Origin of the sequence: Timonella sp. A28 (assembly GCF_051200815.1) — a bacterium.
Classification (GTDB): domain Bacteria; phylum Actinomycetota; class Actinomycetes; order Actinomycetales; family Cellulomonadaceae; genus Timonella.
Map to the genome: position 1 here is coordinate 2,113,904 of NZ_CP195159.1, position 25,716 is coordinate 2,139,619.

Annotated in this window: 23 protein-coding genes, 1 pseudogene and 1 riboswitch; of the genes and pseudogenes, 15 read left to right on the forward strand and 9 right to left on the reverse strand. The window is 54.1% G+C overall.

The features are described from left to right. The first annotated feature begins 2 nt into the window (after positions 1-2). The 4 genes from ACR9EC_RS09990 to ACR9EC_RS10005 are packed head-to-tail and all read left to right on the forward strand — an operon-like array spanning position 3 to position 4,739. Positions 3-1,754: a prolyl oligopeptidase family serine peptidase gene (locus tag ACR9EC_RS09990; RefSeq protein WP_435299084.1), complete on the forward strand. Its 1,752-nt coding sequence runs from the start codon at positions 3-5 to the stop codon at positions 1,752-1,754. Next, the gene (locus tag ACR9EC_RS09995; RefSeq protein ID WP_435299085.1) at positions 1,751-2,887 is read left to right on the forward strand and encodes a FecCD family ABC transporter permease; all 1,137 of its coding nucleotides are present in this window, start codon (positions 1,751-1,753) and stop codon (positions 2,885-2,887) included. The genes ACR9EC_RS09990 and ACR9EC_RS09995 overlap by 4 nt, the downstream gene beginning before the upstream one ends. After that, positions 2,884-3,714, forward strand: coding sequence for an ABC transporter ATP-binding protein (locus ACR9EC_RS10000; protein WP_435299086.1), 831 nt, complete (start codon positions 2,884-2,886; stop codon positions 3,712-3,714). The genes ACR9EC_RS09995 and ACR9EC_RS10000 overlap by 4 nt, the downstream gene beginning before the upstream one ends. After that, the gene (locus ACR9EC_RS10005; RefSeq protein WP_435299087.1) at positions 3,711-4,739 is read left to right on the forward strand and encodes an ABC transporter substrate-binding protein; all 1,029 of its coding nucleotides are present in this window, start codon (positions 3,711-3,713) and stop codon (positions 4,737-4,739) included. The genes ACR9EC_RS10000 and ACR9EC_RS10005 overlap by 4 nt, the downstream gene beginning before the upstream one ends. A gap of 6 nt (positions 4,740-4,745) precedes the next feature. Here ACR9EC_RS10005 and ACR9EC_RS10010 read toward each other — a convergent pair whose 3' ends face one another. The 6 genes from ACR9EC_RS10010 to ACR9EC_RS10035 all read right to left on the reverse strand — a co-directional run bounded on the left by ACR9EC_RS10010 (position 4,746) and on the right by ACR9EC_RS10035 (position 10,155). Then, positions 4,746-5,363, reverse strand: coding sequence for an NADPH-dependent FMN reductase (locus ACR9EC_RS10010; protein WP_435299088.1), 618 nt, complete (start codon positions 5,361-5,363; stop codon positions 4,746-4,748). Positions 5,364-5,487: 124 nt separating this feature from the next. After that, positions 5,488-6,345: a sugar phosphate isomerase/epimerase family protein gene (locus ACR9EC_RS10015; protein ID WP_435299089.1), complete on the reverse strand. Its 858-nt coding sequence runs from the start codon at positions 6,343-6,345 to the stop codon at positions 5,488-5,490. A gap of 165 nt (positions 6,346-6,510) precedes the next feature. Continuing rightward, positions 6,511-7,302, reverse strand: coding sequence for a bifunctional hydroxymethylpyrimidine kinase/phosphomethylpyrimidine kinase (gene thiD, locus ACR9EC_RS10020; RefSeq protein ID WP_435299090.1), 792 nt, complete (start codon positions 7,300-7,302; stop codon positions 6,511-6,513). A 190-nt stretch (positions 7,303-7,492) separates the two neighbouring features. After that, a complete protein-coding gene (locus ACR9EC_RS10025; protein ID WP_435299091.1) occupies positions 7,493-8,113 on the reverse strand; it encodes a phosphoribosylanthranilate isomerase in 621 nt (206 codons plus the stop codon). A 135-nt stretch (positions 8,114-8,248) separates the two neighbouring features. After that, positions 8,249-8,941, reverse strand: coding sequence for an RloB family protein (locus ACR9EC_RS10030; RefSeq protein WP_435300647.1), 693 nt, complete (start codon positions 8,939-8,941; stop codon positions 8,249-8,251). Next, positions 8,854-10,155 carry an AAA family ATPase gene (locus ACR9EC_RS10035; protein WP_435299092.1) on the reverse strand — a complete coding sequence of 434 codons (1,302 nt, stop codon included), beginning with the start codon at positions 10,153-10,155 and terminating at the stop codon, positions 8,854-8,856. The genes ACR9EC_RS10030 and ACR9EC_RS10035 overlap by 88 nt, the downstream gene beginning before the upstream one ends. 218 nt (positions 10,156-10,373) lie before the next feature. On the opposite strand from ACR9EC_RS10035, the gene ACR9EC_RS10040 reads away from it, so the two are divergent. Continuing rightward, positions 10,374-13,148, forward strand: a complete 2,775-nt coding sequence (locus ACR9EC_RS10040; RefSeq protein WP_435299093.1) for a cation-translocating P-type ATPase — start codon at positions 10,374-10,376, stop codon at positions 13,146-13,148. Positions 13,149-13,223: 75 nt separating this feature from the next. After that, positions 13,224-14,483 carry an arginine deiminase gene (locus ACR9EC_RS10045; protein WP_435299094.1) on the forward strand — a complete coding sequence of 420 codons (1,260 nt, stop codon included), beginning with the start codon at positions 13,224-13,226 and terminating at the stop codon, positions 14,481-14,483. A gap of 87 nt (positions 14,484-14,570) precedes the next feature. Here the strand turns inward: ACR9EC_RS10045 and ACR9EC_RS10050 are convergent. Beyond that, a pseudogene (locus ACR9EC_RS10050) lies at positions 14,571-14,723 on the reverse strand (hypothetical protein); the annotation flags it as partial. A 138-nt stretch (positions 14,724-14,861) separates the two neighbouring features. Between ACR9EC_RS10050 and ACR9EC_RS10055 the strand changes: the two are divergent. Genes ACR9EC_RS10055 through ACR9EC_RS10070 form a run of 4 tightly spaced genes read left to right on the forward strand, consistent with a single transcriptional unit; the run spans position 14,862 to position 17,491 of the window. Next, positions 14,862-15,617, forward strand: a complete 756-nt coding sequence (locus tag ACR9EC_RS10055) for a hypothetical protein (RefSeq protein ID WP_435299095.1) — start codon at positions 14,862-14,864, stop codon at positions 15,615-15,617. Position 15,618: 1 nt separating this feature from the next. Beyond that, the gene (locus tag ACR9EC_RS10060; protein WP_435299096.1) at positions 15,619-16,164 is read left to right on the forward strand and encodes an SdpA family antimicrobial peptide system protein; all 546 of its coding nucleotides are present in this window, start codon (positions 15,619-15,621) and stop codon (positions 16,162-16,164) included. After that, positions 16,155-17,126 carry a sporulation-delaying protein SdpB family protein gene (locus tag ACR9EC_RS10065; RefSeq protein ID WP_435299097.1) on the forward strand — a complete coding sequence of 324 codons (972 nt, stop codon included), beginning with the start codon at positions 16,155-16,157 and terminating at the stop codon, positions 17,124-17,126. Before ACR9EC_RS10060 ends, ACR9EC_RS10065 begins: the two co-directional genes overlap by 10 nt. A gap of 53 nt (positions 17,127-17,179) precedes the next feature. Continuing rightward, entirely contained in the window at positions 17,180-17,491 is a 312-nt protein-coding gene (locus ACR9EC_RS10070) for an SdpI family protein (protein ID WP_435299098.1), read from the forward strand. A gap of 76 nt (positions 17,492-17,567) precedes the next feature. Here the strand turns inward: ACR9EC_RS10070 and metE are convergent, their stop codons facing one another. Together metE and ACR9EC_RS10080 are read right to left on the reverse strand one after the other, a co-directional pair. Then, complete coding sequence (metE, locus tag ACR9EC_RS10075; protein WP_435299099.1) at positions 17,568-19,898, reverse strand: 5-methyltetrahydropteroyltriglutamate--homocysteine S-methyltransferase; 2,331 nt, start codon at positions 19,896-19,898, stop codon at positions 17,568-17,570. 52 nt (positions 19,899-19,950) lie between these two features. Further along, the gene (locus ACR9EC_RS10080; RefSeq protein WP_435299100.1) at positions 19,951-20,949 is read right to left on the reverse strand and encodes a methylenetetrahydrofolate reductase; all 999 of its coding nucleotides are present in this window, start codon (positions 20,947-20,949) and stop codon (positions 19,951-19,953) included. 7 nt (positions 20,950-20,956) lie between these two features. Next, a riboswitch (SAM riboswitch) is annotated at positions 20,957-21,064 on the reverse strand. A 369-nt stretch (positions 21,065-21,433) separates the two neighbouring features. On the opposite strand from ACR9EC_RS10080, the gene ACR9EC_RS10085 reads away from it, so the two are divergent. The 5 genes from ACR9EC_RS10085 (at position 21,434) to ACR9EC_RS10105 (ending at position 25,668) form a co-directional block, all read left to right on the forward strand. After that, complete coding sequence (locus tag ACR9EC_RS10085; protein WP_435299101.1) at positions 21,434-22,126, forward strand: helix-turn-helix transcriptional regulator; 693 nt, start codon at positions 21,434-21,436, stop codon at positions 22,124-22,126. After that, positions 22,123-23,295, forward strand: a complete 1,173-nt coding sequence (locus ACR9EC_RS10090; protein WP_435299102.1) for a MalY/PatB family protein — start codon at positions 22,123-22,125, stop codon at positions 23,293-23,295. The genes ACR9EC_RS10085 and ACR9EC_RS10090 overlap by 4 nt, the downstream gene beginning before the upstream one ends. 15 nt (positions 23,296-23,310) lie before the next feature. Further along, complete coding sequence (gene nhaC / locus ACR9EC_RS10095; protein WP_435299103.1) at positions 23,311-24,780, forward strand: Na+/H+ antiporter NhaC; 1,470 nt, start codon at positions 23,311-23,313, stop codon at positions 24,778-24,780. Positions 24,781-24,947: 167 nt separating this feature from the next. Then, the gene (locus tag ACR9EC_RS10100) at positions 24,948-25,124 is read left to right on the forward strand and encodes a hypothetical protein (RefSeq protein WP_435299104.1); all 177 of its coding nucleotides are present in this window, start codon (positions 24,948-24,950) and stop codon (positions 25,122-25,124) included. A gap of 31 nt (positions 25,125-25,155) precedes the next feature. Beyond that, positions 25,156-25,668: a MepB family protein gene (locus ACR9EC_RS10105; protein WP_435299105.1), complete on the forward strand. Its 513-nt coding sequence runs from the start codon at positions 25,156-25,158 to the stop codon at positions 25,666-25,668. Positions 25,669-25,716: the final 48 nt, after the last annotated feature.

The window sequence follows — 25,716 nt, forward strand, 5'->3', positions numbered from 1 at the left end:
CCATGAACACGCCACCTCCCACACGCCCACACCTAGAAGCTGACCTTGCAACATGGGAACACCATGGCAGGCCAGGACTGCCCCACAACGGATTCATGTTGAGCCGACCAGCTGGACAGCACCGTCGCGGCATCTACCGCGCCGACACCGGAGCAGCACTCTGTGAACCTGACGAACACATTCTGCGCATGGAGCCAGCACCCGACAGGCAACACATCACACTTCAACTCGCAGAACACGCAAACGAAGAAGGCTACCTTGCCATTCTCGACACAACCAACGGACACCTAGACCGTTACCCGCACATCCGCTGCCGCTACGAACCCATGCGGTGGGCCACCAACTCAACCCTAGAACTCGTCGCGCGCACACCACGCGCACTCATCCACCTAGACACTGCCAACAACACACACACCACAACACCCGTTACCGAAAGTGCACGTGTGCGGCTCTTTCCCGGCGGAACGCACGGAACACTCGTTGAAAGCACTCCCGGTTCACCAACCCGAGTCATCAACCGTGCCACAAACCTGCTCATAGCCTCATATCCAAGTGTTATGAGCGTGCACGAACTTGGCCCACACATCCTTGTTCATACTAGGGATGGCATTCACGTTGTTGACCCGCACACTGGTGTTGAGCAGTGGTCATGGTGCGACCCGAACCTCACCATCACCGCACTCGCAACAACCCGCGACACCGTATACGTCACCGCAGTACGTGCAGCAGCCAGCATCCTGCTCACACTCGTCGCAGGAGAAATACGCGCAGAACAACACGTGCAGCATGGCGGATCAATAGCTGTGGCAACCGACCTACGCAACGACGGCAACGACACCATATATGCGCTAATTGAAGCGCCCACCCTGCCCCCACACGTAGTAACCGCAAAAGCCATCCTCAACCAGTCAACCAGCCTAAAAGCACAAGAACCCCTCGCACACACAACCCTGCACACAGTCCTTGCCGACGATGGCGAAACACTCACCGTTGCAGTCACCAGCCCATCCCACACAGCCGGGCCAACACCACTCATACTCAGCTGCTATGGCGGATTCGGCGTAGCAGACCTACCCGTTTTTGAACCAACCATCCCAGCATGGATACAACACGGCGGACGCTACGCAACAGCACACGTACGCGGCGGCGGCGAACACGGCACCACCTGGCGTGAAGCCGGACGCGGACGAAACAAACACCGAAGCATCGCCGACCTCGAATGCATCGCTCGGGCACTCATCGACGCAGAACTCACCCGACCAGAACTTCTCATCCTCGTCGGGGCATCACACGGTGGCGTGCTCGTCGCTAGCTGTGCGTTTGGTGCCCCAGAATTGTGTGCCGCAGTCATCACCACCGCTGCACCCCTAGACCTCCTCGCGCTCGAACAACACCCACTCGGCGCGCACTGGATCCAAGAATTTGGTGACCCCCACACCAGTGCAGGCCGCGACGACATGCAACGCATCTCCCCGCTACACCGGGCGCAAACACTGCCAGCAGGAACAACACCGCCAGCATTCCTCGGAATCGTCCTTGAACACGACAGCCGCATCGACGCCGAAGCAACACACAACGTTGCCGCCGCCTTAACCAGCCACGGCGCGTCTGCCACAGTCTGGCAAGCCCCCAACACTGGACACGGCAGCAACCACCTCAACCACCTCCACACCCTCGGCGCCGTCATACTTAGCTTTGCGGCCACAGCAACCCACACTGCGACAGCACCAACGGGAAGAACCAACACCCCATGAACCCAAGCAGCCCACACGCGGCCACAGCCACACGCCCAGCCAGCGAAACCCGCCACGACACAACCACCCCACGTAAGCCACGGCAACGCAAAAAAACGGCCTACCGTATCCTCATCCCCACACTTTCCATAACGCTGGTGCTCGTCATCGTGCTGTCCACAAGTATCGGTACGATACCCGTGACACCCATTGAAGCGGCAAAAATTATCCTCGGGCACCTCCTACCCAACATGCCTTGGATGACCGACGGATCACTCACCCCCGTCCAAGACAACGCCGTATGGCAATTTCGGCTACCACGAGTACTCCTCGCCGCACTCGCCGGAGCAGCCCTCGCCCTAGCCGGTGCACTCATGCAAGCAGTCGTACACAACTCCCTCGCAGAGCCCTACATTCTCGGTGTCTCAGCAGGAGCCGGTGTAGGAGCCGTATCGTTCATCGTGCTCGGCATTGGGGTAAGCACCCTCGGCATCGGGGCATCCGCATTCATTGGTGCAATCATCGCCACTGCCGCGGTGTATGTTCTTGCCCGCAAAAACGGCCGCATCGCACCACAACGACTCATCCTTGCCGGTGTCGCCCTCGGCTCACTCTTCAGCGCGGTAACCAGCTACCTCACCATCTCCACCGACGCACAAAACGTGTACAGCATCATGTTTTTCCTACTCGGATCAGTATCGGCAGCAACAATGCCGCAACTCATACTGCCCGTCATCGCAATCCTTACAGTCGGGATTTTCGCGCTCACCCAATCGCGGGCACTCAACGCCCTACTCATCGGTGACGACGCAGCAAGCTCACTCGGCATCAACGTCAACAAACTGCGCACAACCATCCTGATCGCAGCAGCGTTCCTCACCGCATCCGTCGTATCCGTGGCTGGTGGAATCGGATTCGTCGGGCTGATCATTCCGCACATTGCCCGCATCATTGTCGGCTCAGATCACCGCCGCATGCTGCCCATCGCACTCCTTGCAGGCGCCGCCTTCCTGGCAGCCTGCGACGTGCTAGCCCGAACCCTAGCTGCACCATCAGAAATCCCGCTCGGCGTACTCACCGCGCTGATCGGAGCACCATTCTTCCTTTGGCTATTACGCCGAGACAGCGCCGACAGTGTGGGAGCCACCCGATGAACATCACCATAGAACACCTAGACGCCCACCGTGGCAGCCGACGCATCGTCAAAGATGTGTCACTGACAGTGCCTTCAGGAACAGTATTAGGTCTCCTCGGGCCGAACGGCAGCGGAAAATCAACACTTCTGCGTGCCATGTGCGGAATCGACAACCCAAGCGCTGGAACCGTCTACCTCGACGAAACCAACCTGAACACCCTCAACCGACGCCAAATCGCCCAACGCATCGCCGTCATGACCCAAGAACACAGCGAAGAATTCGAGATTTCCGTACTCGACCTCGTCCTGCTTGGCCGCATACCCCACGGCAAAGGGTTCGGACGAGACTCGGCCGCAGACATCGCACTCGCCTACGAATCCCTCGCCCAAGTTGGTGCTAGCCACCTCGCAGAACGATCATTTTCTGCGCTGTCTGGCGGAGAACGACAACGCGTCCTCTTCGCACGAGCACTCACACAAGACACCCCCGTGCTCATTCTCGACGAACCCACCAACCACCTCGATATAGCCCACCAGTTGGAACTCCTCGACCTCATCCGCGGAACCCAACGCACAGTGCTCATCGCCTTACACGACCTCAACCTCGCAGCCCGACACTGCGACGCAATCGGCGTGCTCGCCGACGGGCACCTCATCGCGCACGGAAACCCAGACGACATTTTGTCTACCTCGCTTATCCGCTCCGTATTTGGCGTGGAATCAACACAGGTAGGGCACCCGCGCACAGGGCACACCCACTATCTTTTCGACTCTCGAAGCGCTCCACCAGAGCGCGACACCGCCGTTCACACAACATCCGTCCAGGAAGGAATCACCATCCAATGAACACCCCTCAACCGCACAAACGTGCGCACGCACGTCGCCGAAACCTCACCGCGCTGAGCATGCTGGCCTTAACACCGCTCGTACTCACTGCTTGCGGAGAAGCCGTTGCAACAAAAGAAAAAGCAGAAGCAACACACGACGTCACCATCACTAACTGCGGACGCGAACTCCAGTTCGATGCAGTACCCAGCGCGGTCGTCGGTTTGATGCCGTCACAAACCGAACTTTTACTACGCCTTGGGGTGCGCGAAAACCTCGTTGGGCAAGCACAAGTGGAAACATCAGCTTTGCCTGACGACATTGCAGGGCAAGCCACAGACATTCCTGTGCTGAGCACAAACATGCCACCAGTTCGTGAAGACCTACTCGCTGTGAGCCCAGACTTTGTAGTGTCACCAACCGAATACGAATTCACTGCCGAACAAGGCTACGCAAGCATCCAACAACTCTCCGACAACGGCGCACAAGCATACGTTGCTACCGGTGGATGCGCTGACCGACGCAGCACAGCAGAAGTAGCGGACGTCTTCACTGACATCACAAACCTTGGCGAAATCTTGAACGCGTCCAACGAAGCCGGAAAGCTCGTACAAGATGCACAAGCCCGTCTTGACGCAGTGCGCACAGCTATCGCTGGAGAAAAACAGCCAACTGTCGCTCAAATTTATGTGGACGGAAAAACCATTGGTGCAATCGGTGCCGGTGTAGAGGCAGACATTATTCGACAGGCTGGCGGTGAGAACGTTTTTGACCCTAACGCGCCAGAGTTCGCTGCGTTCTTTGCAGCAGAAATCAACCCTGAAGAAATCATTGCTAGAAACCCAGACGCCATTATTTTTGGTGTTTCAAGCCCTGAGCAGGAACAACAAATCCGCGACTATGTGACAAAGACTTTCCCGAAAGTTGCCGCTGTAAAAGACAACAAACTCATCGCAGTGCCACAAAGCGACCTTTACCCGGGAACTTTGGGCAACGTCGAAGCGGTAGAACTCATTGCACAACAGTTGTACCCCACCGCGTTTTAGGCTGACTTAGGCGCGTACGCAAACGGCGTGGCAGCACTCACATGAGTGCTGCCACGCCGTTTGCGTATAAGAGAAATGCGGCAGATTACTGGGCTGCGTTTCCTGCAACAACCTCAACGAATGCGCGAGCTCTTCTTGCAGTTCTGCGGATGCGAAGTTTCCGTCAGCAGCGAAGGTTTCTTCACCAACAAATACGTTGAGCTGTGATTCCACAAGTTTTGCTTGACCGAATTCGAGGACAGCTCCAAGTAGCGCGCCAGCCTTAGCGCCACCGTGAGGTGCGATTGAGGCGGTTGCGATGGCAGTTGGCTTTGCGTTGAAGGAGTGCTGACCCCATGGGCGTGAAGCCCAGTCGATGGCGTTCTTTACAACGCCGGAGAAGGAGTCGTTGTATTGCGGGGTGGCAACGATGACTGCGTCTGATTCTTCGATGGCAGCTTTGAAGTCACGTGCTACCTGTGGGAAGTCAGCGTCGTAGTCTGGTGCGTAGTGGGGAAGTTCGCTGATTGGAATTTCGACGATTTCAACGTTCTGTGGTGCGTTCTTCTTTACTGCTTCAAAAACGGCGCGGTTGATGGAGGTGGAAGAAAGGGAACCGACGATGTAACCAATTTTTACTGCCATGGGGATACTCCTTGTAGTTGAGGTCGTGTTGCGGGGATGTGTACCCGCCACTAAATACTTGAACCGTCAACTAACTTAGAATATTCCACTTTTTTATACAAGATTGTGTGACACGTGCCACCCACTAGTTCCAGGCATCAGTGGGTCGGTGATGCAGCGCTTCCTCATGCGCAACAGGCATAGCAGGAACGCTTGCCCCAGAAATCGCGGATCGCGCAAATTCCAGTGATTCACGCACAAGCGATTCGCGATGTGCCGCGTTATCTACCTTTCGCGTACCAATCTCAACGCACAAATCCCCATCCCAGTTCTTCTCGACGAGATACTCAATAACTTCGCGCGCAGGCTGAGTTCCCATACCTGGCACAAGGTGTTCGTCTTTGGCCGAACCGGTCCCATCGGCTAAGTGCACGTGACGGAGTGACGAACCTAATTTCTTTGTGAGTTCCAGAGAGTCTTGTAGGGCCGTGGATGCGTGTGAGAGATCCAGCGTGACCGCGTCATAGTCTTGCGTGGTCAGATCCCAATGCGGCAAATATGCAAGATATTCGCGGTTTTTGCGTCGCCACGGATACATGTTTTCCACAGCGATCGTAATTCCTGTGCCCCGGGACAAAACTTTCACATGCTCATGAAACACTGCAGCGTAACGCGGCTGCCATACAAAAGGCGGGTGCACCACTACTGTGCTCGCGCCTACCTGCTCCGCAAGCTGCACTGCCCTTTCAAGTTTTCGGGCGGGACGTACACCCCACACGTTTTGGCTCACAACGAGCGAAGGTGCGTGAATGGACGTGATAGGGATCTGATATTTATCGGAAAGATCAATAAGTTTCGTCGCATCTTGTGTGGCAGGGTCGGACCACACCATCACTTCCATGCCGTCGTAGCCTACGCGTGACGCTAACTCGAATGCGTAAGCGCATCGTCTAGGAAAAACTGATGCGGTTGAAAACGTGACGTTGATGAGATCGCCTGCCATGATTCCAGCCTATTGCGCTTTTGCTGGTTAACAACCGAAAAGTCCTGTGAACTTCCTGTGAGTTCTTGTGTAAGCCCAGTATTTAAGCCAAAACGCACCGTCCACATTTATGTGAACGGTGCGTTAGGGCCTCATGAACAATCAAGGCATGCGTGATGGTCTGGACTATGCGCGTTGCCAGATCGACGCAAAAGGAGCGTTGGATTCAACGCGGTCCTTAATGCCTTGTGTTACGAGGTTCTTAGCCACAGCAACAGCTGTGGTTATGTCTGAGCCTTTTGCGAGTTCAGCGGTAATAGCAGCGGCAAATGTGCAGCCAGCCCCAGAAACGCGCTCTTCGCCAACTTTTGGTTCGGAGAAGATTGTCACCTCGGTGCCGTCGTAGAGAACATCAACAGCAAACTCGCCTGGGAGTTCAGCGCCGCCCTTAGCGATAACGTAGCTTGGGCCTTGAGCGTGAATTCGCTTTGCAGCTTCAATGAGGTCATCAACGTTGTTGATCTCATCCATGCCCGCAAGAGTTTTTGCTTCAAAGTGGTTTGGGGTAACCACGGTGGCAAGCGGCAAAATCTTTTCACGCAGTGCCGTGTCTGTGTCTAATGCGGCGCCGGGTTCTTGTCCTTTGCAGATAAGAACTGGGTCCAGCACAATGTTTTTCCATGGCTGAGTGGTAAGTGACTCGGCGACGGCGTCAATGGTTGCTGGGGTGCCCAACATTCCGATTTTTACGGTGGACAGTTCGTGTAAAGCCACCGCGGCTTCGATCTGATCCTTGATGACCTGTGGGTCAACGGGAACGAAACGGTGGCCCCACTGGTTTTTGGGGTCAAAGGAAACAATGCAGGTCAACGCGCCAAGGCCGTATACGTCGAGCTCTTGGAATGTTTTCAGGTCAGTTTGGATGCCAGCGCCACCCGTTGCTTCTGATCCTGCGATCACATACGCGAAGTTGACCATGCGTAAACTCCTTAACTGTCCTCGTTGAATGTGTGGCGGTGTGTTTTCCGGGCGCGCACAATGTTAACCCCAGAAAAGTGGACCGGTCCTAATAAGGATAGAACACTTTGGCAATGGTCCAGTTTGCGATTATTTCAACGAACCAGTTGGCGCAGCTGAAGGCCACCACACACAAGCGTGACAACACCTTTTACGCATGCTGAGCGTTATAAACAAACTCGCGAATCTTCGCGTGATCCTTCACCCCAGGTGCAGACTCAACGCCGCTCGACACATCAACGCCCCAAGGCTGCGCGGCAGCAATCGCCCCCGCAACATTAGCCGGAGCCAACCCGCCCGCCAAGAGCCACATGCCAGTAGGTCGGCGACCCTCAAGGCTCGACACATCCCAGCGCTCCCCAGAACCTGCCGTCGGCGCATCCAAAAGCAACGCCTCCTCGCCATACACGCCAACAGTCAAACTAGGATTTGACGCAAGCGACGTAGCCCGCCAAATACGAGGAAACAAACGTGCTGCCCGACGAAAATCCTCCGGCCCATAGCGCCCATGAAACTGCACAACAGAAACACCTGTAGCCGCAGCCATATCTACTGCCTCGTCAACACTCGTGCGCGCAACAACAAGAACAGTATCTACACCGCATTCAACGCCAGCAACCAGATCACGAATCGCCGCAGCCTCAAGGTGTCGAGGGCTGCCAACAGCATGCACAAAACCGACCGCATCAGCGCCCGCCTCACACGCCACCCGCACCGACTCAGGCGTACTCAACCCGCACACCTTGACGTACACATCCCTCATGACACTCATGCCCTACAGTGTAAGGCCGCAAGTAACCCATGAAGCCTCCACGCTTCTTCATGAGATAACAGCACTGCATGCGAAAATCGAGTTCAAGCAGATAGTTCCACTAAATTCCTTGCGATCCTGATGTCAGCACACAGGTCACAGCAGATTTCTTTTCCCCTGCATCAGCTCTACGAGGATCGGCATTGCCGACGATGGGTTCGGTCCTATGCGCCCTGGGCGCATGAGAGGATCAATGGCTCGAGCTGTAATGCTTGCGCTGTGCACTTGGTGAAAAGGGAACGACGGTGAGAGTAGTTTGCCTTTGACAATGCCAAGCTTGGTAACGAGGTCATCAAGTTGCGCTGAGGTTAGTGCTGAGCGTTTGTCCTCGGCGTGCCATCGCAGCCAAGCCTCGAATTTAAGGTTTGAGATCAGCAGCAGGATATCTTCTCGTTCGGCGAGTTGAATGGCTGTAGCTAATGTCTGGTGTTCGTCGACATCGACCAAGCACACGCAATCGTCATATTCTTTGTCATTGCGTGTTGCTTCGTCTCGTTTCTCGATGCACTTCTGGACGACTTTCAGTGGGTCCTTGCCTACTGAAACGGGTTTGACGGTAGCCGTTGCGCCTTTGCTTTTTAGGTAGCGGTTCAGGCCCTCGACGTATTGGGGTTCGGTGCGAGTGCCTTCGGTTACTACGAGGATTCGCCGTGCGTGCTGTCGAGGCTGCCGGCTGCGACGTCCACGCTGTCCACCCGCCGCTAGTGCTGTTCCTCGCCGGCATCGACAAGGGCTGCAAACAGGCTCGGCGAAAGCCGCGGGGTTCCGCCGTATCGTCCGGTGAGGTATCGCTTTGCGACGTTGGCATCAGGGTGCTTGGGAAAGTCAGCTAAGCAAGTGAGTTCCGTTATTCCCTCGTTTGTCTTGTCTGTCAACCAAATCTGTTCAGGTTCAAGGGTGACCTCACTCAGTGGTGAGAGGATGTAGGACTCGTGGGTGGTGAAGATAAGTTGCGCGTGATGCGTGTTGACGAGTGGGTCCACGAACGCGCCGAGGAGCACTTCGAGTAGATGCGGGTGGAGACTCGCGTCGATCTCATCGACTAAGAGCAGCCCACCCTTACGCAACGTTTCCAGTGCCGGCACTGCGATCGTGAGCCATGCGATGGTTCCGTCGCTTTCCTCTTCTACCGAGAACGGCGGGCAGTCATCAGCGGTCCCATGATGGGTGAAGATAAGACGTCGAGCAACCTGCTCAAGATCCTCGGCATGGAGTTCTTCTTCGTCGTCTTCGCGCAAGTCTCGTTGGAGCCGACGGAGCGCCCGACGTATACGTTCTGGAATATTTTTCTCTTCGATATCGACCTTCAGAACGCCGATATCTGCGACCTGAAGTAATGCCTCAAGGTCGCCGAATGTTACGTCCCCGTCCGCCAGTGAATCAGCAAGGTTTGATAGGCGAGCAGCCCTGTGTGAGTCCTTGACGAGAACGATGTCGAAGCTCTCAACTAGATCACGAGCGAAACCGTTTAGCGGTGAGTCGTTCAGTAGAAGTGCGCGGCTAAGAACCAGTTCTCGAGGGGTTACCTCGAGCTTGGTGCGAAGGCTCTGATGGAACGTGAGTACGTTTGCTTCCCGATCGCGTTCTAGCAGGGTGCGCCAGCGTGAGCTGGGGATGTCTCGCAGCCATTCGCGTTTGATCCCGTTTTGATCAACTTCGAAACCGTATGCATGACGACGTCCATCGTGGACAAGGTCAAACTCGTACAGGCTCGATGACGTGCGAGAGTCCCCATCGAGTTTAAACGGTGCCCGAACCATCGACTTTGACGCCTGCCATGTCGTCGCAGACTCACGGATAGCCGAGAACGCGTAAAGGAGAGCATCCAAGATTGTCGATTTACCTGTAGCGTTGCCGCCGAAGATGCCAGAAAGTGGGTAAGCTACCGCGCTCCAGTCGCGCCCTTTGGGCTGGAGGGTCTTCAACGAGGGGTGAGTGAGGTCGAGTACAGCCTCATCCCGGAGGCTCTTGTGGTTGCGCACGGTGAAACTCAACAGGATCATAGCGCCACCATACCACCCTAAGAGCGCCTGTTTCCACGATTTTCGAGGATTTCTAGCCTTTAAAGGTGCAGGTGTGTCCTCTGGGTGCCTACTCCAAGAAGTTTTCCGTTCGAGTTGTTACCGCACAGGACTCTAGTCAGGGACATAGCCAAGGTAACCCGACTACACTGGGCGCACAGTCCCGTACAGGTAAAACACCACGCAACCATGGAGTGCATATGCCGGCGACACAACAACATCGAACCACCGTGCCCAGTTACACACTGACACCACACGACACACTCAGCGAACTCGGCACAACCACCCAAGGACTGACCGCCGACGAAGCCGCCCAACGCCTCCACACCCACGGCCCAAACGCGACCCCCAGCGCACCAAAACCAGGGATGCTCGCAAAACTCCTCGAACACCTCTCCGACGTCCTCGTCATCATCCTGCTCGGTGCCGGAATCCTCAAAGCCATCGTCGGAGACTGGCTTGACTTCACCATCATCATGATTGTTGCCGTTGTCAACGTCGCAGTAGGAATCATCCAAGAAGGTCGAGCAGAAAAAGCCCTCGACTCCATCAAAAACATGCTCGCCCTGACCGCGGACGTGAAACGCAACAACAGCTGGACCACCGTAGAAGCGCGCGAACTCGTCCCCGGCGATGTCGTCCGCGTCCGCTCCGGAGACCGCATCCCCGCAGACATGCGGATCATCGAATCCGTGAACCTCAACGCCGACGAATCAATCCTCACCGGCGAATCAGACGCTGTAGCAAAAAACACTCAAGCCGTTGCACCAAACGCACCCATCGGCGACCGCACCAACATGCTGCACTCCGGCACAATCATCACCACCGGGACAGGCAAAGCTGTCGTCACCGAAACCGGCCCAGACACAGAAATCGGCCGCATTCAAACGCTCATGGCAGACGTGGAAACACTCGAAACGCCACTCTCACGCCAACTCGGAAAACTCGGTAAAGTCATCGCCATCATCGTCGGCATCATGGCACTCATCATGATCGTCATCGGGGTGTTCATCCACAAATTCGACTTTAACGAAACCGTTTCCGCCACAATCGGATTCGCCGTAGCAGCCATACCAGAAGGCCTCCCCGCGCTCGTCACCATCACCCTCGCCATGGGCGTGCAACACATGGCACGACGCAAAGCCATCACCCGTAAACTCACCGCAGTAGAAGCGCTCGGATCCGTCACCACAATCTGCTCAGACAAAACCGGAACCCTCACCAAAAACGAGATGACCGCACGCATAGCAGTCACCTCCACCACCCACTACACCATCACCGGTGAAGGCTACGCGCCACACGGAGAAATCCGCACAGAAGACACCCCAACCACCTACCTCTCCAACCCGCTGCTCACCAGAATGATCGCGGGAGCAGCCCTCTGCAACGACGCTCAAGTTGTGGAACAAGACGAACAATGGAAACTCGTAGGGCAACCCACCGAAGGCGCCATCCGAGTGATGGCAACCAAAGCAGGATTCAATCTCACCCATGAACGCCAAGCACTCGTACCCTTCGAGTCATCACACAAATTCATGGCCACCATCGACACGATCACCTTCCCCGCAGGAAGCATCACCGAAACTGACACAGCACACACCCTGCTGCACGCAGTCGGAGCCCCCGACCGGCTCTTTGAACGCGCAACCAGCCAATACGCTGCAGACGGCACAACAATCCCAATAGACCTCGACTATTGGGAAAACATTCAAACCGAACTCGGTAGCAAAGGGTTACGTGTCCTCGCCATAGCAAGCCGCGACCTCAACGGAACACCCCTAGAAAACAGTCACGAACTCGCCATCGACGACGTACACGACCTCACCCTGCTGGGCCTCGTCGGAATCGTCGACCCACCACGACCAGAAGCCGTACACGCCATACAAGAATGCCAACGAGCCGGCATCGACGTCATCATGATCACCGGCGACCACGCCGGAACCGCAACCGCAATAGCAACCGAACTCGGCATTGTTAAACGCGCCGACGACGGAACCATCACCGCCCCCAACAGTGACAGCGGAACAGCAGTAATGACAGGGGCAGACGTAGACTCACTCACCCCAGAAGAACTACGCACCGCCGTACGTACCGTGCGAGTTTTTGCCCGCACCAGCCCAGAACACAAACTCCGCATCGTCGAAGCCCTCCAATACAACGGGCACGTCGTCGCAATGACAGGAGACGGCGTTAACGACGCCCCCGCCTTACAGCGAGCAAACGTCGGCGTTGCTATGGGTATCAAAGGAACAGAAGCCACCAAAGAAGCCGCAGACGTTGTCCTCGCCGACGACAACTTTGCAACCATCGAAACTGCGGTAGAAGAAGGTCGCCGCATCTTTGACAACATCCGCAAATCTGTAGTGTTCCTCCTCCCCACGAACGGCGCCCAGTCACTCGTCATCCTCATCGCAGTCCTGTTCGGGTGGGCGCTACCCCTCACCCCAGCACAAATCCTGTGGGTCAACATGGTCACCGCAGTAACGCTGTCACTAGCGCTCGCCTACGAACCTGGTGAACCTGGACTCATGACACGGAAACCCCGAGACCCTAACGAAGGTGTACTGTCGCGCGGTGCACTCATCCATGTGGGGCTTGTATCTTTGCTCATTGGTGGCGTGACATTAGCCGTTGTCGCATTCGAAACAGCACGAGACACCGACATTCACATCATCCACACCACGGCCGTCACCACACTGGTATTGGCTCAACTCGCATACCTACTCAACTGCCGTTTCTTGCACCGCTCATCACTGACACCAAACGTGTTGCGTGGAAACAAAATGGTGTGGATCGCATCGGGTGCGCTACTCAGCCTGCAACTCATCTTTACGCTTGTCCCTGCCATGAATACGTGGTTTGGCTCCACTCCAATATCGCTAGATCGATGGATGATGGCACTCGTCCTCGCTATTGGAGTTTTCTTGCTCGTCGAGCTTGGAAAAACTGTGCAACGTAAGGTCGCTCGTCGCTAAAATGTCCGGTTTTGGTGCGTGGACCAGCACAACTACCCGCATGCATGTGGGGAGTAGGCGCGATAGCGTGGACTGATGGAAGCACAAGTATTAACTTCAGATCCACAATTTGGCGCCTACTCCGAAGTCGGAAAATTACGAACAGTTTTAACGTGTGAACCAGGGCTCGCCCACCGCAGGCTCACCCCAACTAACTGCGACGATCTACTTTTTGACGATGTGATGTGGGTAGACCGAGCAGTTGAAGACCACCGTGCTTTCCAAAACACAATGCGTTCTCGCGGTATTGAAGTCCTCGAACTGCATTCACTACTTGCCGAAACATTGGCGATCCCTTTTGCGCGCTCGTGGATTCTTGATCGTGTGCTGACCCCGAATGAAACTGGCCGTGGACTCATCGCAGAAACACGAGCCTACTTAGAAGAAATGGCGCCCATGGAATTAGCCCGCCACCTTATTGGTGGGCTTTCCGTACAAGACATGCCGGGGGACTTAACCCAAGGTGCGCGAACACTCGTCCGCCCGGAACCTGATGCCCGTGACTATGTGCTGCCACCATTGCCCAATACGTTGTACACGCGTGATACAACATGCTGGATATATGGGGGAGTGACCCTCAATCCGTTGTATTGGCAGGCCCGCCACGGTGAAACTTTGCTGATGAAGCTGGTGTATTCGTTCCATCCGCGTTTTGTTGGCAAGGTGCGAGTGTGGTGGGGAAACCCAGAACAGCAGCACGGTTTAGCAACGTTTGAGGGCGGCGACGTTATGCCGCTTCACAACGGTGTCGTGGTTATTGGCATGTCAGAGCGCACGTCACGGCAAGCAATAACGCAGGTCGCTCAAGAACTTTTTGATGCTGGCGTGGCCACTCAAGTGATTGTGGGCATGATGCCGCGCATGCGTTCCGCCATGCATTTAGACACGGTCATGACCTTTGTTGATGTTGACTGTGTGACCGCGTACATGCCTGTGATTGAGCAGATGAGCGCAGTGACATTAACACCACATAGCCCGCACGGCATGGCGTTTCACGCTGAAGCCGACGATTTCCTTACGGTGCTTGGAAAAGCGTTAGGGTGTCACCCGCTGCGTGTTATTCCGTCGGGTGGCGACCAGTATGCAGCTGAGCGGCAACAGTGGGATTCGGGAAATAACGTGGTGGCGTTGGAGCCGGGTGTCGTGATGGCGTATGACCGAAACACCGCCACAAACACGTTGCTTTCCCGGGCCGGTATTGAGGTGCTGCCCATTGTTGGGGCAGAACTTGGCCGAGGCCGTGGCGGCGGACACTGCATGACCTGCCCTATATCGCGTGACCCTGCCACCGTCTGATCAGATGTAAGCGATCAGGCGTAAGCACAGTAAAGGCCGGTAGGTGTGCCCAGGAATGGCACCTACCGGCCTTTATGCGTGTGGAAACTATGCTTGTTGCGCGCGAACCGCGATAGCAGCGGTTACAAGGTTCTTCAATGAAGCAGTGGTTTCGTCGTAACCGCGTGTTTTCAAACCGCAGTCTGGGTTAACCCACAATAGTGAGGTGTCTACTGACTTCACTGCAAGCTCAAGGAGTTCTTGAGAGTTAAGTTAATCTCATACGTTTACTACAAAGTCAATGGATGGTTTTGCACAGGTCAGACTCCCCTTGAGCATCAAGGTCTAAAGTCCTACGTTTGTTTTGTCCGAATTGAGCGAAAGGTATCAGGAGGAAAAATGAGATCGTATTTAAGGTTTGCGATTTCTGTAGTAGTCACTATTGCTGTTGCGCTTACAGGCGTTGGAATGGCAGCGGCTGTCGAAGACTCAGGTAAAGAATCGTATGAGTCTAAAACAGAGCGGATCTCGGAACAGGGGAACGGCGTAGGTGATCTAGACGTCAACCCATCCAGGTATGACAATAAAGAATTATTACAACTTTTATTTGCTGGAATCGGTCCAATAGCAGATTCCAATCCTGAGATTGTTAATCAGTTAGGATTTGATCCAAATCGCCCTAAAGTTGACAGTGAGCAGTTAAGTTCCTTAATCGAAGAATTCCTTGATTTTTATCCGGATTTTGACAAGCAAGTACGTGATCGACTGTCATCCGGAAATCCTAAAATTGTAGAAATTGGATTGGTGCGGTTAACGGAGGCTTATCAAGATTTTCTTGAGGTGCATTACGCTGAAGATCTAAAACAACTCCAATCAAGCCATGCATATACAACAGCTGCTAAAGGTTGTACTAGTGCTGGTGCAAAAGTATGTGTTATTGCGTATGCCGGAGCACTGGTGAATGCTGGAATTTATGCAAATGTTGCCGTTGCAACTATGGCGGTTCTAGCGGTTGCCGTTGTAGCAACTTTAGGGGTTGTTACATGGTATCTCGAAGACGATAAAACAGAGGCTATGGGTACTCGTATTGAGCGAGAAAGCATGGTCGCAACAATGGCAAAAGTTTTGCATATTGAGCTGTCTGCCGTAGATTAAAATGAAAAAACAAAAACTCGGAGCCGCCCTAGGTGTTGTTTTTGTTGGTGCTTTCCTGGGCGTTTCAATTTTCTATTCATTGCCAAGCAACGTTTTAGCAACACGGCAAGGCGAGATTTCTCGAGTGATATCGCTCTCGTTTGCTCCACAATCTTGGGCGTTCTTTACCAAAGACCCAGTGGAAGAAGAATTTCATATTCTTAAACGCGAGAATAAAAATTGGGAAAGCCTAAGTAGATTTCCACAAAGCGAAGCCCAAAATCTTTTCGGGTTGTCTCGTGATCAGCGTAGTCAAGGTGTTGAATTTGCAATCATTGCAAATGAAGTGAGCGAATGGCGTGAATGTATCGAATATGAGTGGGAAGAGTGTCTTGATGAAGCCACCCTTCAAGCCCCGGAATACATAGTAAATCCATCAACGAACCCAACCATTTGCGGTGATGTGATTTTGCTTATTACTGAACCTGTCCCATGGTCATATCGCGAGTTAGTGGATAAAGAGAGGGAAATACTAAAGTTTTCTAGAGGAGTTTATGAGTGTTTGTAAAAAGAATCAATAAAGATGTTTTTTCCTGGAGCCCTGCTTTAAATGGCATCGCAATAGGAAGATCTTTAGTGGCACTGGCTCAAATTTCGATACTGTTATTTACAAATCCGGAAAATTTATTTCCAAAAACAATTTCTTCAGACGCTGGGCCGCAATGTGGAAGTCCTGCTTCAAAAATATCTGCATATTGTATTTTTGGTGATGCTATTCCGCTTTTGTGGATCAACATTCTTTTAATTTTTTTTCTGATCATTATTCTAGTGGGATATCGCCCTAGGGTTACTGGAATTTTACATTTTTGGGTTTCTGTTTCTATTTCATCAGCAATTGTTCTTCCAGACGGTGGTGATGCAGTTGCTCAGATAGTCACTCTTCTTTTAATTCCAATCTGTATCGCTGATGATAGAAAATGGCAGTGGAAAATACCTAAGTGTCATTCTAGTAGTTTTATAAAAGGTGTATCTTGGGCTTTTCATTGGGGTATAAAAATCCAAATTTCATACATATATTTGAATAGTGCTATAGCGAAAATTGGAGTTCCTTCTTGGAGTGAAGGTAGTGCTGTTTATTATGTAATGCGAGGAGAAATGTTCGGTGCAAACGTTTTTCTTTCCCCTATCGTTTACTGGTTGACAGATTTTGCTGTAGTTTCTCTTGTTTTGACATGGGGAACAATAATTTTAGAGTTGCTTCTCGGTGTTTTGCTTTTGATTCCGACACGGTCTTCTGCTCAATGTGCGGTATTTATTGGCTGGTCATTACATACAGCAATCATAGTTTTTATGGGACTTTTTAGTTTTGGATTTATTATGCTCGGGGCACTTCTTATTGCGAATGCTCGAAATTTTGATCCTGTTTTATTTTGGATTGATTTTAGTTCTAAGCTAAGTTCTTTTAAGAGGAACGTAAAAATGAAGATAAGTAATGACTTTAAAACTGATCTAAAGCAGGAGGCTCTATGATGGGGTTTGTGTTGGGAGCTGGATTTTTTCTATTTTCCGGAGTCTTCTGGCTGTTGAGTTATCACATTAAAGACGAATCGTTACAGCGAAACGGAGATTTCGGTATTCGAACGAAGCATACAAAGCAGTCAGATGAAGCTTGGGTTGCAGGTCATAAAGCCGCACTTCCACTAATTTTTGTGACTGAATTGTTTGGAATTGTTATTGGTCTGCTGACCGTACTAGTAGGATTTCTTAGCAGTTCAGAAGGAGTCGTTCTTGTGTGTGCAGGTATGGGGTATGTGGGACTATTCAGCCTTCTTGTGGTAATGACGAGACGAGCTAATCACGCTGCACAAGGCGCGTTAAATCTTGACGGGCAGTAAAAACTAGGGGTCAGCACAGTAAAGGCCGGTAGGTGTGTCCAGGAATGGCACCTACCGGCCTTTATGCGTGTGGAAACTATGCTTGTTGCGCGCGAACCGCGATAGCAGCGGTTACAAGGTTCTTCAACGAAGCAGTGGTTTCATCGTAACCGCGTGTTTTCAAACCGCAGTCTGGGTTAACCCACAACAGTGAGGTGTCTACTGACTTCACTGCAAGCTCAAGGAGTTCTTGAACTTCTTCAACTGATGGAACGCGTGGGGAGTGAATGTCGTACACGCCGGGGCCGACGCCGCGTGAGTAACCTGCATCTGCAAGTTCTGGAAGGATTTCCATGCGGGAACGGGCCGCCTCAATGGATGTAACGTCAGCGTTGAGGTTGTCGATAGCGTCGATTACTTCACCAAATTCGGAGTAGCACAAGTGGGTGTGAATTTGGGTATCTACGCGAACGCCCGAGGTGGACAGACGGAATGAACCAACCGACCAGTCGAGGTAGTCTGCGTGGTCGCGCTTCTTGAGCGGCAGGAGTTCACGCAACGCGGGCTCGTCTACTTGAATTGCGGCAATGCCTGCGGCTTCAAGGTCGTTGACCTCGTCGCGCAATGCCAAACCGATTTGGTTAGCGGTTTCGCGTAGTGGGACGTCGTCGCGGACGAAGCTCCACGCCATGATGGTGACTGGGCCGGTGAGCATACCCTTGACTGGTTTCTTAGTGAGGGATTGTGCGTAGGTTGCCCAGCGAACAGTCATTGGTTCTGGACGAGACACGTCACCCCACTGGATGGATGGGCGGGTGCATCGTGAACCGTAGGACTGTACCCAGCCGTTTTCGGTTGCTGCGAAACCGTCAAGAAGTTCAGCGAAGTACTGAACCATGTCGTTACGTTCTGCCTCACCGTGGACGAGAACGTCCAAGCCGATTTCTTCTTGCAGTTCAATGACTTGAGCGATTTCGTCGCGCATTGCCTGCTCGTATCCGGCGGTTGCGAGTTCACCGCGGGCGTGTGCTGCACGCGCCTTACGGATAGATGTGGTCTGTGGGAACGAACCGATTGTGGTTGTTGGCAGGCCAGGCAAGTTGAGGCGTGCAGCCTGTGCGTCTTTACGTGCGGTGGCGTCTTCGCGGTTGAAGTCGTCTTGCTTGAGCGCGGCGGTGGCTGCGCGAACTTCTGGAACGTTTACGCCTTGTGCCGACTGGCGGCGTGCAAGTGCGTCTTTTGAGTCTTGCAGTTGGGCGGCGATTGCTGCGCGGCCTTGGGTGAGACCTGTTGCGAGGGTAACTACTTCGCGGGTTTTTTCTTCAGCGAAGGCAAGCCATGTTTTGAGTTCTGCGTCGAGTTTTGTTTCCGCGTCGAGGGTGTATGGCACGTGCTGGAGTGACGTGGATGTGGTGACGGTGACGTCTTGTGCGCCGAGTGATTCGAGTCGCTCAAGCACGCTGAGTTTGTCGTCGAGGTGTGCGCGCCAAATGTTGTGTCCGTCGATGACACCTGCCGCAATGGTGGTTGAGGAGAGGTCTGTGTTGGCTGGAAGCTCTGGGATTCCGCCTTTAACAACGTCGATTGCGATTGCTTCAACACCTGTTTCAAGTACGGCTGCGAAGTGTCCTTCGAGGCCGCCGTATGGTGCTGCAAGAGCAACTTGTGGGCGTTGTGGCACTGCAAGCAGGGTTGCGTATGCGCTGGTGAGTGCGGCTGCGAGTTCTGGGCCGTACGTGTTGAGGTTTTCGTTGACGAGTGCTGGCTCGTCGAACTGTACCCATGGCGCTCCTGCTTCGTGCAGTTGTTCAAGGAGTGCTTCGTATGCTGGGAGCAGTTGTGGCAGCAGGGTAAGTGGGTTGAAGTCTGCTGGTGCGTCTTCTGCTGCTTTGGAGAGCGCAAGGAAGGTTACTGGGCCGACGATTACTGGTCGGGTAACGTATCCGTCTTTTTGTGCTTCGAGGAACTGGTCAACGAACTGGGTGCCGACGAGTGAGAAGTTGCTGTCTGGTCCGAGTTCTGGCACTAGGTAGTGGTAGTTGGTGTCGAACCATTTGGTCATTTCGAGTGGTGCGTTGTCGCCTTGTCCGCGGGCGATGGTGAAGTATGCGGAGAGGCTTAGCGAACCGTCAGCGTTTGCGAGGTCAGCGAACCGTGCTGGCACGGCACCGAATGCTGCTACGGCGTCGAGTACTTGGTCGTAGTAGCTAAATGACTCTGGGATGGATGAGTCGGTTTGTCCTAGGCCGAGTTCGACGAGGCGCTTACGGGTGTCCTTGCGGAGGCCTGCTGCAATGTTTTCGAGTTCGGTGGCGTTGATTTTTCCAGCCCAGAAGGACTCTACTGCGCGCTTGAGTTGGCGTTGGTTTCCGATGCGCGGGTATCCGAGGACTGATGCCTTGGGGAATGCTGGGGCGGTGTTGGCCATGATGTTCCTGTTCGTGGTGCGGGTCGGGTGCGACGTGGTTTTTGTGGAGTGGTTATAAAGAGACAGGCGACGCGCCCACCTGCTGGATTGTGGCTGGGCTGTGTCCGCTGGGTGCGAGCAAGCTGCCAAGTTTGAGTGCTTCGAGGAGGTCTAATGCTGCCTCGTGTTTGTTGAACGTGTACACGTGTAGTCCTGGCGCGCCAGCGTCGAGGACGTCTTGTGCGAGTTGTGTGGTTGCTTCGATGCCTCGTGCGTGCCGGAAGTGCGGGCTGTGGATGGCGACGAGGTCGCTGAGTAGTTGTTTTGGCGGTTTGACTCCGGTGAGTTGTTCGACTCTGCGTAGTCGTGCAGGGTCGGTCATTGGGAGTATGCCGGCGAGTATGGGGATGGTGACTCCGTGTACTCGCGCTTTTTCTACGAAGTCGATGTAGGGCTCTGGTTCGTAGAACAGTTGTGTGATTGCGAAGTTTGCGCCTGCTTCTTGTTTTTCGAGGAGGCGTTGGATTTCTTGTTCTGGGGTGGTTCCGGCGTCGCGGTTTCCTTCGGGGAAGGTTGCTACAGCGACGGTGAGTGGTTTTGCTGCGCCGCGTAATGCTGCGGGTGCGTCTGCGTGGCAGCGGTTGGTTTCTACTTCGCGGATGAGGCTGATGAGGTCGACTGTGGAGTTCACTGAGTCGTCTGCTGGTGTCCAGTCTGGCTGGTTTTTTGGTGGGTCACCGCGGAGTGCGAGGAATGTGCGTGCGCCGATTGAGAGGAAGTCGTCGATGGTGTCGGCGACGTTGTCGCGGGTCGCCCCGATGCAGGTGAGGTGTGCGATGGGGAGCACGTTTGTGTGTTTGATGAGTCGTTCGACGACGATGCGTGCGGTGTCGCGGTCGTTGCCAGCTGCGCCGTAGGTGACGGAGATGAAGTCTGGGTGCGCGTCGATGAGCTTTCTGGTGGTGTTCCAGAATTTGGGTGCAGCGTCGGGGTTGCGTGGCGGCATGACCTCAAACGAGAGGGTGGGCCGTGCAAATCCTCGGGCTGCCGTAGATACGTCAAAGGAAGCCATGTTTCTCTCTCCATCGGATCTGGCGTTAGCACCCGTTTCCCTGTGGAGGCTTCCATGCGGGGGAGGGTTGCTGCGGTGTCATCGAGCCAGGACTCTCGACCGCTCTGGATGGAACGTGGTGAATTAAGTGTGCACTGGGGTCGATTCGTGAGCAACTTCTGTATCAACATGTGAACAAGCGTTAACCAGTGAGATGTGGCTTGTTTACCTGCTTTTTTGCTCAGGAGAGTTGTGTTTTGGCTCTAAATTTTGCTTACCGACCAAGGTTGAGAGCACTCGCCCATCTCATATTTTGGTCAGAATTGTTGTTTTGGTGAGATCGGTTGCGGAGCTGTGAAGTGCTCGCGGAGGCGATAAACGCCATGTGAACTGGGTTGTTACGTAACGTTAAATCAACAATCTGTTGAACACGTCAAAGCTTTGTTGACTACTTTTGTTTAATGCCTGTACATTTTCATTAGTTGAACACAAAGGAGAGCAGATCATGGTCGATCACGCCGCCACAACACCACAGCCCGACAGCGAAGTCGCGCCCCTTGATGAACACGCCGTGATCATCGCGACCCTCAAACAAATAGCCCGCCCACTCGCGGCAACGCTCTCCCACAAAACCGAAGTCCTCGTCCACGACCTGACAAAAGTCCCCAACTCAATCGTCGCCATCCACGGAGACCTCACCGGACGAAACGTAGGCGGACCCGCAACAGACCTACTCCTCAAACACGTCGCAGACGGAACCTTCGACACCCGCGAAGGATACAAAACACAACTCGCCAACGGCCGCGAAATGCGATCCACCACCATCGCAGTACGCAATTCACAGGGCACACCAATAGCCGCCCTCTGCGTTAACAGCGACATCGAAATGTGGAAAGAACTCAGAGAATTCATCGGAACCTTCGACGAAGAAAACACGCCACCCGTCGAATCCTTCGTCCAAGACCTCGACGAACTCTCCGACCTCCTCATCAACCGGGCCATCGAAGCCCAAGGCATCCCCATCGCCCTCATGCGAAAAGAACACAAACTCGACGTCGTCAAACAAGTACGCACAGGCGGAATCTTCCTACTACGTGACGCAGCAGAAATAGTTGCCCAACGACTCGGAATCTCCCGATTCACCATCTACAACTACATCAACGAAATCGAAAAACAAGAAACCCAGGAACAGGAGTGACCGTGCGCAACCTCAAACCAGTAAGCCACGCACACCACGCAAGCGTTCGCTGGGACACTGCCCACACCCTCGCCGGACCCGACGCCATCGCACTATCCGTAGCAGACATGGACTTTGCCGCCCCACAAGAAGTCACAGACGCAATCGTGGAACGCGCCCAACGCGGAAACTACTGCTACACCCACCTCACCGACAGCTACTACAGGGCAGTACGCGACTGGTTCGCACGACGCTACAACTGGGACATCACCGTCGACGAAATAATCCCAGCCGGCCGGGTGATTGAAGCCCTCCCAGCAATCCTCAACCAACTGACCCCACCACACGCAAACATCGTCGTGCCCTACCCCGCATACGGGCCAATCCCCGAAACCGTCACCAGCACAGGACGACACGTCATGCCCTGGCACCTACAACGCGAAACCAACTACAACATGGACTTCGCCGCAGCCACCGAACTCTTCACAACCGCAGACGCACTCATCCTGACCAACCCACACAACCCAACAGGACGCGTGTGGAACCGCCAAGAACTCACCCAACTAGCAGACCTCGCCCGCGCCCACAACGTCCTCGTCATCTCCGACGAAGTACACGCAGACCTCGCGCACTCAGGAAACACCTTCGTGCCCTACCTCACCTGCACCCAGCAAGACGACCAAGCAATAGCGCTGCTCTCACCAGGGAAAACCTTCAACATTGCAGGCCTCGAAACCCTCAACATCGTGATACGCAACCCACAACTGCGCGCAACCGTACAGTCAGCAACCCACAACGCGGGAAACCACAACCCCCGCTTCTTCGCCCAAGCCGCAGTCGAAGCCGCATACACACACGCAGAACCCTGGCTCAACGAACTCCTCACCCTCGTCGAACAACACATCACCATCCTCGACGAAACACTCCACACACACCTACCCGCAGTCACCCTCATCCGACCACAAGGCACCTACCTCGCCTGGATCGACTGCCGCGCACTCAACGCGTCAGAAAACACACTCACAACCGCACTACACAACAACGGACTCGTCCTCACCCCAGGAAGTGCCTTCGGCGCAGAAGGCTACTACCGCATCAACCTTGCAACACCAACCCCCACGTTCCGTGAAGCACTCAACCGCCTAGTGCACGCATTCACCACCGAATTACACGCGGAACCCGCCAAATAGAAAAGGAGCGCAACGATGCGTGACACAAAAATGCCAAACCTCGGCTTGGCATTAACCCCGATCATAGCCATGTTCCTACTCATGGGAATCGGCTCCGTCGGACTAGGACTACCAGCCGAACCCATGCTGATCATCTCAGCAATCGTCGCCGGAATCATCGCCATCTACCTCGGCTACACATACAACGACATGATCAGCACCATCGCTGAAAAAATCGCCAAAGTCATGCCAGCACTACTCATCCTCATCTCCGTAGGACTACTCATCGGAGCATGGATGATCGGCGGCACCATCCCCATGCTCATCTACTACGGGCTAGAAATCGTCTCCCCAACCTACCTGTACATCACCGCACTCGTCGTAACCTCCATCGTCGCCGTATGCACCGGAACCTCATGGGGATCAGTCGGCACCATCGGCGTAGCCTTCATGGGCGTCGCACTCGGCATGGAAGGCGTCAACATCGCAATCGTCGCAGGCGCAGTAGTCAGCGGCGCCTACTTCGGCGACAAACTATCCCCACTCTCCGACACCACAAACCTCGCCGCAGCAGTAACCCGCACAGACCTCTTCGTACACATCAAACACCTGCTCTACACAACCGTCCCATCATGGCTCGTCGCAGCAGTCGTCCTCTTCATCGCCGGATTCACCATCGACGCAGAAGGCGCAGCAGGCTCAGAAAAAGTCGCCGCCATCAACGGAACCCTCTCAACAGCATTCAGCTGGAACATCATGCTCATCGTCCCAGTGCTGATCATCCTCATCGGATCAATGAAAAAGTTCCCAACCATCCCCGTCATGCTGACATCCTCAGCCGTCGCAATGTTCAACGCAGTCGTCTTCCAAGGCTTCTCAATCTCAGACACCTTCTCCTCAATCGTGAGCGGCTTCAACACCACCATGCTCGGCGAAGGCTTCGACCTCGGCACCGCCTCCGACGACATCATGCGACTACTCAACCGCGGCGGAATGTCCGGCATGATGGGAACACTCCTCATCGCATTCTGTGCGCTCGCATTCGCAGGAATCCTCGCCACAACAAAATCCCTCGAAGTCATTGTTGAAGCGTTGCTGAAGTTCGCAAAGAACACGGGCTCCATCATCTTGACCACCATCGCAACAGGTCTACTCACCATCTCAACAACCTGCAACGGCCAAGTATCCATCCTGATGCCAGGTGAACTGCTACGACCCGCCTACATTAAACGCGGACTACACCCGAAGAACCTCGGACGAACAATTGAAGACTCTGCTTCAATCATCGAGCCGATCCTTCCATGGACCGCAGCCGGCGCCTACATGGCAGCAACACTTGGTGTTGCAACCATCGAATACTTGCCATGGGCAACCCTCTGCTGGACCGGTATCTTCTTCGCTTCGCTGTGGGGCTTCACCGGATTCGGTATTGCCAAGCTAACCCCAGAAGAACAAGCAGAAATGCTGAAAGAACTCGAAGCAGAATCAGCACCAGTAGCGCGCTGATCACTCTAAACACGAAGCCGGTGGGGCAGCGAAGGTCCCACCGGCTTTGCTATGCCCGTTTTCGTCCAGCGGGTTAGAAATCCGGTGCTGGCATGCGAATACAGGCAGTTACCGCCATGATGGGAGAAATACATGCACACATGTGAATAATTCAGAGGGGAATTACCATGGGTCTTGGACAAAAAATTAACAGCATGCTGGGTAAAAACTCCCACCGCGGTGAAGAAGCCCATGACGAGGCACCAACGCACGACGAACAAGCAGCCGAACAGCACAAACCAAAGCACGCAAAAGAAGACAGCTTTGACAATATTGACTGGGGCTCACAAGACTCCGACAACTAACGGAGGCTAGTCGCCGCTGTACAGTTGCAGGGTGTCTCACCACCCTTTTCACACTTACGCGCAACACGTATTCGTCGATACGGACCTCACGTACCGGCTCACTCCCGAGCCCGAAAACGCTGAGTATCAAGCCTGCACAGTAACCATCGCAGACACCCTCTGGCGTGTCCGAACCGCAAAAATAACGCCAACAAAACCGGGCGCTTTCGTTGCGTGCTGGCAGCGTGCAGCCGACGGCACCACAGAGCCCTTCCCTGCCGACGATCGCGTGCATGGGTTACTTGTATTCGTGAACGAAAACCAACGCAGCGGTGTTTTTCAGTTCACACAATCACATCTAGAACAGTTAGGTGTTCTCAGTACCCCGAAACAAGCAGGAAAACGAGGCTTTCGGCTCTACCCGGCTTGGTGCACTAACCTCAACCCGCAAGCAACAAAAACCCAAGCAGCACAAGCCCCAGCTTTCATAGACCTCACACCGCCGCTCACCACAACAGCGCAAGAACAAGCGCTCCAGACGTTGCTGCACAACTCCCATATGTAATTAGGCATGCGTCAAAGAGCCATACGCGAGGCAAGAGCCTCGTGCTGG